Here is an 11,813-nt window from a genome sequence, read left to right as displayed (position 1 = left end):
ACCGAGCCGAGTTCATCCTTTAAAAAATAGATATAAATACCTGAGGCAACATCTTCGTTATCTTTATTCTTTAGGTTCCATTTGATTTCATTCATTCCACTCTTTTCAAATACTAATTCCCCTGCAAGGCTATAAATTCTTAAGGTAATTTGCTTATCCGTAGTAAGCTGATCAAAGGTTACCTCTTGCCCTTTATAAGCAGGATTGGGATAGACCAATGCACCCTCTAAATTATTAAATACCGCTGGCACTTTGATAATTATTTCCTCATCTAATACCTCAGGTTGCTGGTCAACAGGTTGTTCCTGACCAATTCTTTCGATAAACTTTGTTTCGCGGTTTTCTTCATCATCAAACTCAAAATTAACTTTAGAATAAGCACCGCAAGAGATTACCTTAAATGGGACAATAGCTAATATCCCCTTCTCTCCTTGCTCTGGTTCCCAAACTGCTACTGCATAATCAATCTTACCAACTAAATTATCTACTTCATTCTTTAGTTCAACAGGTGTATAATTTAATGAACCTTGTGGAAAATCCCCTGGTTGAATCTGGATACCATCTTTGCTGTTATCCGCATCTATTACTTGTAATACCTTTGGATTAAAAGCAAGATGGATTTCACCACCAAGGTAGTCTTTTGCATCACGAACATATATTTTAAGATAGATAATATTCCCAACACGCAACTCGTTAATATCTACCCCTTCAAGTGTCTCAAGGTCAAAAGATAACTCTATTTTACCAGAGGTCTTTTTAGCCTTTGTGGACATCGCAATTAATTCTTTAGCCTTACCTTTTTGTTGTTCACCAAAATTATTTCTAATAACAATAAAATCGTATGCATCTACTTTACTATCATGATTAAAATCTGCCTCTTTATATAGCTCCCAATTGGTATGAGTTTTAGTTGCCTTCTCTCGCCATGCATCTGCAAATAACGGCCAATCTCCAATATTTACCTGACCATCATTATTTACATCTCCTGCTAATAGCGTAATAGTACCAATGTAAGTAGTATCTTCAAATTGTGTTGGACTAATACAAATATTGGTCTTAGTTGATGGAGATGCTCCCCAGGTATCAAAGTTAAGGGTGTAGGTTCCTACTGGTATATTCTCAAATATGAAGTAAGAACTATCATTAGTCATTGTAGTTGTCCCAAGCTCTACAATCCTTACCCGAATATCTGAGCATGTACCTAAGGAAATAGTGCCTAACTTCAACAAACAAAAACCAGCTATATTGCCAAATCGTCTTAATGAATGGGCAGTAAAGATACAAGGAGAGCCTGATAGCCCAGTTGATATTGCATGTATGGTATATGTTCCTGGAGGTTCTGTACCTAAGGTAAGGAAAGATGAAACTGTCCCTTGAGCATTGGTTGTAGTATTAGTTGGAGAGATAGAATATAAAGTTGCACCAGAAGGGATAGAGATAATTTCCCACTTTACCTCTACATCCTGGCAAGGGTTTTCATATTTATCCACTACCTTAACTATAAATGGGTCTTTTAAGGTAAAGGTACAGGTATTAACCTGACCATTTCCTGAGACATAAACTAAAGTTGTTGGAGTGCCAGGTAGGATAATCACTGATGTAGTTCCAATAAATCCAAGATATTCCCCTTGAATTGTGTATGTACTCATATATTTTGCATGGAAGGTATTAAGTGTAAATGAGCCACCTCCATTTGAACTAAAGGTAGTAGAGCCAGTAACATCAAGTTCTAACCCACTACCACACTCTCCAATACATTGATATTCAACATCCTCATCTGCCTTTATTATTTTATCCTGAGGTTTAATTTTAATCTTACTAATTACATAATATATCGCATCTTCTTTAGTAAACGGGATTTCCTCTGGGGTGTCTATATCAATTTTAAGTAATATTGTTTTGCGGTCTTGGGTTGTATCAATTGCTACACTTGATGTCCCACCTGCAATCGCTTTAAAATGTAAAAAGCAGAGTATTCCTGAGCCAGTAGCAGAGCCAGAGAATAATCCAAAGGAGTAATCTATCTTACCAGCAGTAATTTTACTTACTGCATTACAATTGGGTGGAAATGTGCCGCTACCTACTCCTGTTACTTCAAGGATATTAGAGTCATAGCTAATATACAAATCACCTGCCACTAAATTACTTACATCCTCTATCTCGACCTGGCAGGTAAATGTTGAATTAACAGCAATATTCTGTATGGCAGGGGTAATCTTCAATATTGTTGGTGGCAAGATATAAAAAATTTCTATTGCAAAACATTCTGAGAGCATACCTTTTCCTATAATAGTTGTTGTGCCTAATGGTTGACTATTTACGGTAAATATAGTAGTAAAGTTTCCACTGTGGGTAGAGAAAGTAACTATAATAGTTTTGGTAGTGCCAAAATCAATACAAATAGATTCTGTTGCCCCAAATCCATTACCCCTTACCGTGATAAAGGTTCCTACTGTTCCTATCGTAGGACTAACCATAAATATTTTTGGCAGGATGCAAAATACCATTTCAGAGGACCTGTTCGAATCTACCCCAACCGCCCTTACTGTAGTAGTGCCGTAAGGTTGGGTATTAACCGTAAAAATAGTAGTGAATGTACCTAAAATATTAGTACTACCCGTGGTAATAGTGCCAGTTGTTCCAAATTCTATGCTAATTAATTCATTTTCTCCAAATCCTTGACCTGAGACGGTAACGATAGTCCCTACCGTCCCCGCTACAGGAGAAATCATAATTTGTGTAGTATAAGTACCCCTAAGCCATGGGTCATAATCGATATTACCCGAGAACTTAGATATCTCAGGTGGATCAGAACCCCACCAGTTATATTCGGCTATCTGGGGACCGGGAGATATGTCTGTTTGGAGGTTGTAAGTTTGGTTGTTATAAATATGATTGTAAATAAGTGGAGAGATTTGTGAAGATTTACAATAAATACCTACTCCATTCCCATCTGGATTACCGGCACCACCAATGTTATTAGTAATAGTATTGTTCTGGGCAATGGTATTACTGGAAGATGAATCTAAATAGATTCCTACACCACTTCCCCCTCTCCCTCTTGAACCAATTTCGTAGCCTGCTCCTCCTTCACCACCACTATTATTATAGATGGTATTACCTTTAATGGTATTATTAGTAGATAATAATAAATATATCCCAACGCCAATACCTCCTAACCCTCCTGAGCCATGAGGTCCAGCTGCTCCTCCCTGACCACCCCTGTTACCAGAGATGGTATTGCCTGTAATAGTATTATTAGTGGATGATGATAAGTATATTCCTGCACCAATACTTCCTGTACCTCCGGGGTAATCATATCCACCTCCTGTTTGACCATTTTCCCCTATTCCACCAGTAATATAATTGTTCCTAATAGTAAAATTTGAGCAATTAATTAACACAATCCTCCCCAGATTGGTTGAACCAGAACCTGTAAGTGTCAAAGTTCGATTTTCAACTGTAGTTGGTAGAGTAATTCCATAGTAATAATGGATAGGTTCACCATTGTAAGTATTATTAGAATCAATGATATTATTATAACTATTGGAATCAATATAGATACCATAACCATTCCCATGACTACCATTTGGCCCCCCTCCTTTACCACCACTATTATTGGAAATAGTGTTACTTGTAATAGTATTGTGAGTCGATGAGAATAAATGTATTCCTCCACCAGTACCTCCTGTTCCTCCTGGACTTTTAAAACCACCTGATCCTCCATCTCCTCCTCTATTATTAGAGACGGTATTACCTGTAATAGTATTATTAGTGGATGATGATAAATACATTCCTACACCTTTACCTCCACCACCTCCTAAATTCTCACTACCACTACCTCCTCCTTGTCCTCCTCTATTATCAGATATTGTATTATTTGTAATAGTATTATTAGTCGATTGTTGCCAATATATTCCTACACCAATACCGCCTGCACCACCTGCACCGTGGTCACCGCCTGGTCCTCCTTGACCACCTTGATTATAGGAAATAGTGTTAGTTGATATGGTAACATTTGTTGATGAGATTAAATATATTCCTACACCAATACCGCCTGCACCACCTGCACCCAAACCATTACCACTACCACCACCACCACCACTATTATTAGAGATGGTATTACCTGTAATAATATTAGTATTTGATGATAAATATATCCCTGCACCAATACCTCCTCCACCTGCTGAAGAGAATAGAAATCCCTCTCTCCCTCCTTGCCCACCATTATTATTAGAGATGGTGTTATCTGTAATAGTATTATTAGTGGATGATTCTAAGTAAATCCCTACACCACTACCTCCGTGGCCACCTGCCGCGCGATCAGCACCTTGACCGCCTTCTCCACCATTATTATTGGAGATGATATTATCTATGATAGTAGTATTGGTCGAAGATAATAAGTATATTCCTGCACCTATACCTCCTTCACCACCTGAGATTCCATAATCAGCTGGTCCACCTTGCCCCCCTTGATTATTTGAAATAATATTTCCGGCAAGAGTATTATTGGTGGATGAAAAGAGACAAATTCCTGCTCCTATTTCACCATCTGCACATATAGAACCGTCATCACCTTTATTATTTCTAATTGTATTATGAGTAACAGTAATTTTGGAAACATTTTCTAAATAAATCGCTTGTTTACCATATTCTATAAGAGAATAACTAATTGTTCCTTTACTCTGGACACCACTAAATTTAATACTATTCCAATTACCTGGAGTAGGTGTACCTGCATTAGATGTAAAAGTAATCGTTCCATCAAGTGTACCAATAGCTGATAATGTTCCACAAACCACCAACGAAGTATTAGTAGCAAATCTCACTTCTACCTTGGGCTCAATGACAAGTGTTTCCCCAGAAAGGACAGTAACAGTACCTGTCACTACATAAGGGCTATTACTTAAACTCCATATACCACTTTGATTACCATTTACTTCCACTGCTTCTCCTATTTCTATGTTAAAGAAACTTCCTATTATTAATAAATAAACTACCACTTTTATCTTTTTCCACATTTTTTATTTACCTTCTGTTTAAAATTTATTTGATATTATCTGTAACATTTTGTTAGCATCGGAATTATGCGGGTCAAGTTTTAAGACATTATTAAATAATTCCCTTGCTTTATGAGATAATCCTTTTTTATAATAAAGTAAACCTAAGTTGTTATAAACTTTGATATTTTTAGGATCAATCTTTATAATTTTTTGTGCTATAATGATAGTTTTATCGATCATTCCCTTATGATGATAAATTCTAGCTAACCTGTTATACATTTCTATATCCTCATATTTAGGATTTAATTCTACAATTAATTCAAATATACTCATACATTTCTCTAATTCTTTTTTCTCATAATGGAAATTTCCAAGTTCATGAAGATATTTGATAGTAAGATTTAGGTCAATTTCTGAGGAGGATTTAAACATTTCTTTTGCCTCACTCCATTTACCTAATAAAGAATAAACCACACCTATTACATAAAATCTTTCCCATCTTTTAGGTTTTTTTTCTAATGCTTTTTCATATCTTAAAAGGATATTTTCATTCCAATTCTCTTTTTTACAAAATAAATAAAATCCATCTCCATAAAATAGGAGTTGATAATTAACATCATTTAAAAGTGCTGATAAGTTATTTTTATAAGTTTCCCAAAAACTTCCTGTCCTTATAAAATTAGTTGAAACATCTAAAAAAAAGTATTCAATTTCTGGACTACAAGAAGGGTATTGATATACATTTTCTCGATTACATAACTCTGGAGCTAAACTATCCTGAACTGACAAACTGGCTTTATCCGAAATAATCTTTTTAATCTCAAAGTATAACCTGCGGTGAATAGAAGTAGAATAATCTTTGGGAGATAATGATAAAGAGAGAAATCTCTTATAATTATTAAATTCCCATCCTTCCCATGTTGTTAATTTTAAAAATGGAGGATGAGAAAAAAAATAACTTCCTATAACAGAAGTAGATAGGATAAAACTTGCACCTATAAAAGTAATTCTTTTTTCTCCTAATAGTGATATAATATTTTTTTTATTATCTTTTGCTTTAATTTGTCTTTTGGATGTTAAATAAGATGTTTTTTCCCCTATTCCAATAATTATATTCCTTAATCCATATATTCCAGCAATTATAAGGAAGGGAATAATAGAAGCAGAATATTGCCATTGAAGTGCCTGTTGTAATTCAAATGTAGATAGGAAATGAAGAAGTATTAAAGGAAAAGCTAAACATAAAACCTTTGGTGCAAATAAAGGTAAAAGCCCAAGAGGTACTAACAATAAGCATAAAGTTACTATTTGAATATTTCCAAAGGCATTTTTTAAAGTTAATAATGGATGCTTAAGATAATATTGAATTATTTGGAGAAATCCTCCACCACCTTCGGTAACATATCTTTGGATATGAGAATATTCTTCCCCTCCTCTAAAAAATGGTATAAGAACCTTTATTGCTAAAAGAGCCCAGATTATAGATATAACTATAGTAATTAACCCCAATTTTTTTTCTCTCATTACTAAAAATGCATATAACCCTATCATAAAAATAGCGATACTTATCTCTTCTTTTACAGATAATGATAATATCATAAAAAGATAATATAATTTATAATTTCTTCTTTGTAGAAAATAAAAACAAAATAAAAGAAATGGGATAACAAAACATACCTCATGAAATTCAAATAGATTAACCCTCCCAGTAAATGGATAAAATAGATAGGCAACTACAAAACATAAACCTGCAAATCTATCTTTTAATACACTTATAGCAATTAAGTATACAGGTATAGCACCAAATGAAATAAGCACTGTTTGGATAAACAACAATGTTTTCGGGTCTGGATAAACCCAGTAAAAAGGAACAAGTAATAATAAGATAGGAGACATGTGCTCTCCTAAAAAATTAATACCTTTACCAAAAACTTGGAAGTATAATATTTTGCCATTAATAGTATTCCACATCACATGAGTAAACATCCCTAAATCACATAATCCATATAAAAATTTATCTAATTTAGTAAAACTTATAAGTGTAAAAATGGCTATATAAGATATTATAAGAAAACTAATTACTATTAGTGAAAATCGAGAAGAAATAGATATTTTAAAATTAGGGAAAAGAAACAACTTAACAGGTAGAATACTTCCTCCTATAAGAACAAAAATAAAAGATTGGTAGAGAGTAAAGTTGGGTAATTGAGGGAAAAAAGTTTGTAAGAAGGCAGCTGGAATTAAAACTAAACATGGAAGGTAACTCAACCCATCTCTTATCAACACATCTTTTAAATTATCTTTAGTAACCTTATTAATAAAAAATGAGATGATAACCCAGATTATAATAAAATAAATTCCAGAGGTCATTAAAAATCTTAAAAGTGACTGAGTATGAATTTCTTTAAGAGAAAATATAAATATAGATAAAAAGGAAGATAGATTACCAGGATAACAAAGATTCCATATAAATAATCCTACTGAAAAAGATGATATAAGAACTATTAACAAACTAATAAATATTTTGATGTTATCTGATAGATAAAAAATTGATCTTTTCTTTTTTGACATTAATATATTTTCTCCTCAAATTTGAATTCATACTTTCAAATTATTTAGTAACTATTCACTACGAAGAGCACGAAGGGCAGGGAGATGTTACAGAACAAATCTCTTTATGCCTTCTTTCAATCTTTCCACATTGAAATTTATCAATAGACCAACCTTGATATTTGCCAATTTCATATATGGTAATGGGTCAGTGAAATGGGGGATTCTCCTGAAAGTAGGAAGTAGGAGAGTAGGAAAGGGGGAGACATTGCCCCCAAAAGAGGAATACCGTGCACATCCTTTATCCCTTTCCTACTTCCCTACTACCTACTTGCCTACTATTTTCATTTATGTTAATATTTGAGCTTCATGAATTCGATAATTCATCAAATTTCACTTCGTGCTCTCCGTGTCCTTCGTGGTGAATAGTTACCTTTTAACTTCATCAAAACCTTCATATAAACTATACCATAATTTATTTATTTTGTCAATCTAAAAAGTAGATAGTTTTATTTAGTATTGAAAAATTTCTTTACTGATTACTACTCTCCGATGTTAATTCAAAATTAACAAAGACACTTTCATCCGCAGGCACATTAACTTTTTTTATAGCAGAAAAAAATCCTTCTTTGTTGACTTTGAGTATATGATTCCCAGCCCTGACTGTCCATTCCCGCACGGGTGTCTTACCAATTAATTCATCGTCTAAATATACCATAGCCCCTGAAGGAAGAGATGTTATATAAATAAAACCTTTAGGTTTGGGTTTTAATGTTACTTCCATCTTTGCCTCTTCTCCTGGTTCAACAAATATATTAGCTGACCAATCATTATATTTAGATAACCTAAGTTGTAGTTGGTAAGGTTGCCAGGGAGTTAGGGGAGAAATCGTTAAAGGAGTTATCCCTTTTTTTTCATTATTGACAAAAACAGTTGCCCCTTGAGGAGTTGAGTTAATAAATACACTTGCCGAAGATAATTCTAATTTAGCATTTATGCAGGTTGTTAATCCTTGTTTTATTATTATTTCTGATTGATATGGTTGATAACCATTTTTAACTAATTTTATCTGATGTGCCCCTGTTTTAATTTTAGAAACCATTGGTGTAATTTTAGTTTGCAGGATAGTGTCAAGATATATCTTTGCTCCGGCTGGAGAGCTTAAGATACTAACGGTTCCAAATCTATTCGGTTTAGATGGTTGAGCAGGAATTGGTTTTTGGTAAACAGGTTTAATTTTAGTCGGAAGTGGTTGGAGTTGCTTTTCGAGTCTTATTTTTTCCTTAACCGTAACCTCTCTTTTTTTTACAGGGAACTGGGATAATCGAAGGAGGTTAAATATCCCGCCTATTACGCCGGCTAAAAGTAAGATAAAAAATATCCAGGTAATCTTATCGTTTTTCATATCTTTCCTTCCTTGACTAATTTAATGAACACCTCAACTATTTTAGGGTCATACAATTTTTCACTTCCTCTTTCTAATTCAAGGATGGCATCTTCTTTACTAAATGCCTTTCGATAAGGTCTATCAGATGTCATTGCCTCATAAGAATCTACGATACCAATAATGGAGGCGGCTAAAGGCAAAGAAGGTTCTCCATCTTTGGTTAAGGAGTTTGGGTAGCCATTTCCACTAATTCGTTCATGGTGGTACTTAACGGCATCGATAATATCTCCTGGGAGATTAATCGCTTCCAATATTTTCACGCCAATCTCCGGGTGTTTTTTAATTTGTTCGAATTCATCCCCTGTAAGTTGTCCTGGTTTAAGTAGAATTTTGTCATCAATACCAATTTTACCAATATCATGGAGATAGCCACCAATTTTAATATTTTCTACTTCTGTGGGAGAGAGTCCAAGTGCCTGTGCCACGATTGCCGCATATCGCCCTACATTTTCACAATGCCCTTTAGTATATTTATCTTTTGCCTCTATCGTGAATAATAAAGTCAAAATGGTATTTAAAAAATATTTCATCTTCTCTTCATACAAAAATGTATTTTCAAGGGCAACCGTAGTTTCGTCACAAAATGTATTCAGGAAGGCTATATCCTCATCATTATATCCCTGCAAATTTTCTTTCTCACCTAAACAAACTATCCCCCTTAACCCTTCTTTCCCAACCAGCGGTATGGCTAAGATACTCTCTACCTTTTCAAGATCATTTTCTATATCTTGAAAGACATTTTCAAATCTGGGGTCTAATCGTAGATTCTCTTTCAGAAGTGTTTTTTTATTCTCGCTAAACCATTTAATCATCCCCTTTGTTTTTGAGAATATCGCCTTACGCCTCTTTGTCTCACTTAATCCCATATCAAAATCTACTTTACATTCTTCCTCATCCGGGGAATAAAGTATTATCAAGGCTGTTTTAATCTCCATAATATTTACCAGGACATCAAGTATTGATGGAAGAAGCAAATTTTTATCAAATGTAGAGGTAATATTTTGAGAAAATCTTTTCAGGAACTCTTTTTTATCGAATGTTTCTTTAAAAAATCGCCTTTCTATAAATTGGCTAATTGTTCTACTGACTAAATGAAAACTTAAGCCGAAACCAATAGCCAGTATCATGCTTAATAGAAAAAAATTAGATGGAAATAATCTCTGTCCAACTAAAATAATAAAAGCAATTAGTCCGACTAAAATAGTTGATGTCAGGTAATGGAGATGTTCTCGCCTTATAAATATATTTAATTCTATTAATTTATACTTGATACAGACATAATTTATGAACAAGTTAAAAATAACAATGGTCAAATATTCTACTAAATATAGCATTTTAAAAAAATCAATGCCCATATTGGAAAGACTGCTTAATATTCCACAACAACTTCCTATGAGTAAATATTTTAACCTTTCCTTTTCTATAACACTTTTAGTCTTGTTATATCTTTGATATAACAACCAATTTCCATACAAGATAAAAAGGATAAAATATATTCCATAATAGTAATAGAACACCCCAATATCTGGATAATAAAAGCCGTCTTTAAAGATTACTCCTTGAATAAGTCCACCTAAGAGATTTAAAATACCAAATATTAGACTGAGGGAATATCCCGCTTGCTTTAATATAGTAGGGAATTTAGAATGGTTCATAGTTAACGATAGGACAAAATGGAAGAAGATGACAGGAAAGAATATAAGTCCTGTATAAGAACATCTTAGCCAGATAAGAACATTGGTTTCATCTAAAAAAAGTGATGATGTCCCAAAACCCAAAATCCAGAGGGTTAAGGTAGATAGAAGAGATGAGTAAGTTGTTCTGAGACTACTTCTTTTTTCTAAAAGTGTAAATGCTAATAAGAAAAGATTAGTTAGGATTATAAAAAATGATAAAAAGATAACAATCATTTTATTGATATTTCCCGGAAGATAAGTTTGAGACAAAATCGCCTACGAGATTGACCAGATTGAGGTCTTTTTCATGTTTAGCTATAAGATTAACGATTGCACTGCCGACAATAGCGGCATCTGCTATCGAGGTAACCTTATGCACATGCTCTTTTGTTGATATGCCAAATCCCACGGCAATAGGTTTATTCGTTATTAGTCGAATTTGCCTTAAAACATCTTCTAATGTTCCTTCTAATTTTTCACGCATACCTGTTATTCCTGTTAAGGAAACATAATAGATAAATCCGCTGGATGTTCGACTAATCAATTTTATTCTCTTTGATGTGCTTGTCGGTGCTAACAAAAATATAGTGGCTAAGTTTTTTGATTGAGCTTCATCTCTCAATTCTTCTGCCTCTTCTGGTGGTAAATCAGGGATAATCACACCATCTACACCAACAAAACTTGCATCTTTGACAAATTGAGATACCCCGTATTTATAAATAGGGTTATAATAACTAAGTAACACGATGGGAATCTGAGAAATGTTGCGAAGGACTTTGACTAAATCCAGTACCTTTGTCAGAGATGTTTTGTTCTTCAATGCCCGTTCTGATGAGGCTTGAATTACCGGTCCATCCGCTAATGGGTCGGAGAAAGGCACGCCAAGTTCAATTATATCTGCCCCACTTTTTTCTAATTTGAGCACTAATTCATAAGTAAGTTCAAAACTGGGGTCACCTGCCGTAATGAATGTAATTAATGCCTTCTGTTTTTTTGCCTTAAGTTCTTGAAATTTTAAGTCAATCCTATTGCTCAATCTTTTCTCTCCTTATATCTGGTAAATGGTAACTGGTGAATGGTAATTAGTTACCATTCACCAATCACCAGTTACCATTTAACCAATTACTTGCTTTTAAT

General features: G+C 33.9%; 5 protein-coding genes and 1 pseudogene. All 6 read right to left on the bottom strand.

Annotated features, from left to right (window positions below; translation table 11 throughout):
* Nucleotides 1-5,021: right-handed parallel beta-helix repeat-containing protein (locus AB1422_00200; protein ID MEW6617771.1), on the bottom strand; the 5,021-nt coding region annotated here is incomplete at its 3' end.
* A gap of 18 nt (nt 5,022-5,039) precedes the next feature.
* Nucleotides 5,040-7,574 (bottom strand): DUF2079 domain-containing protein, encoded by a 2,535-nt coding sequence (locus tag AB1422_00195; protein ID MEW6617770.1) that lies wholly within the window; start codon nt 7,572-7,574, stop codon nt 5,040-5,042.
* An 87-nt stretch (nt 7,575-7,661) separates the two neighbouring features.
* A pseudogene (locus AB1422_00190) lies at nt 7,662-7,757 on the bottom strand (GxxExxY protein).
* Between the two features lie 328 nt (nt 7,758-8,085).
* Nucleotides 8,086-8,958: a PEGA domain-containing protein gene (locus tag AB1422_00185; protein MEW6617769.1), complete on the bottom strand. Its 873-nt coding sequence runs from the start codon at nt 8,956-8,958 to the stop codon at nt 8,086-8,088.
* Complete coding sequence (locus tag AB1422_00180) at nt 8,955-10,910, bottom strand: HD domain-containing phosphohydrolase (GenBank protein MEW6617768.1); 1,956 nt, start codon at nt 10,908-10,910, stop codon at nt 8,955-8,957. The genes AB1422_00185 and AB1422_00180 overlap by 4 nt, the downstream gene beginning before the upstream one ends.
* A gap of 1 nt (nt 10,911) precedes the next feature.
* A complete protein-coding gene (gene trpA, locus AB1422_00175; GenBank protein ID MEW6617767.1) occupies nt 10,912-11,712 on the bottom strand; it encodes a tryptophan synthase subunit alpha in 801 nt (266 codons plus the stop codon).
* Nucleotides 11,713-11,813 lie beyond the last annotated feature (101 nt).

The organism is bacterium (assembly GCA_040757115.1).
Lineage (GTDB): Bacteria > UBA9089 > CG2-30-40-21 > CG2-30-40-21 > SBAY01 > JBFLXS01.
The sequence above is the reverse complement of the archived record's forward strand: the minus strand, read 5'-3'. Positions and strand labels throughout refer to the sequence as shown.

Bases quoted from the DNA above. Each gene is read 5' to 3' on its own strand.
- AB1422_00195 (MEW6617770.1), bottom strand. From the start codon at position 7,574: ATGTCAAAAAAGAAAAGATCAATTTTTTATCTATCAGATAACATCAAA.
- AB1422_00185 (MEW6617769.1), bottom strand. From the start codon at position 8,958: ATGAAAAACGATAAGATTACCTGGATATTTTTTATCTTACTTTTAGCC.
- AB1422_00180 (MEW6617768.1), bottom strand. From the start codon at position 10,910: ATGATTGTTATCTTTTTATCATTTTTTATAATCCTAACTAATCTTTTC.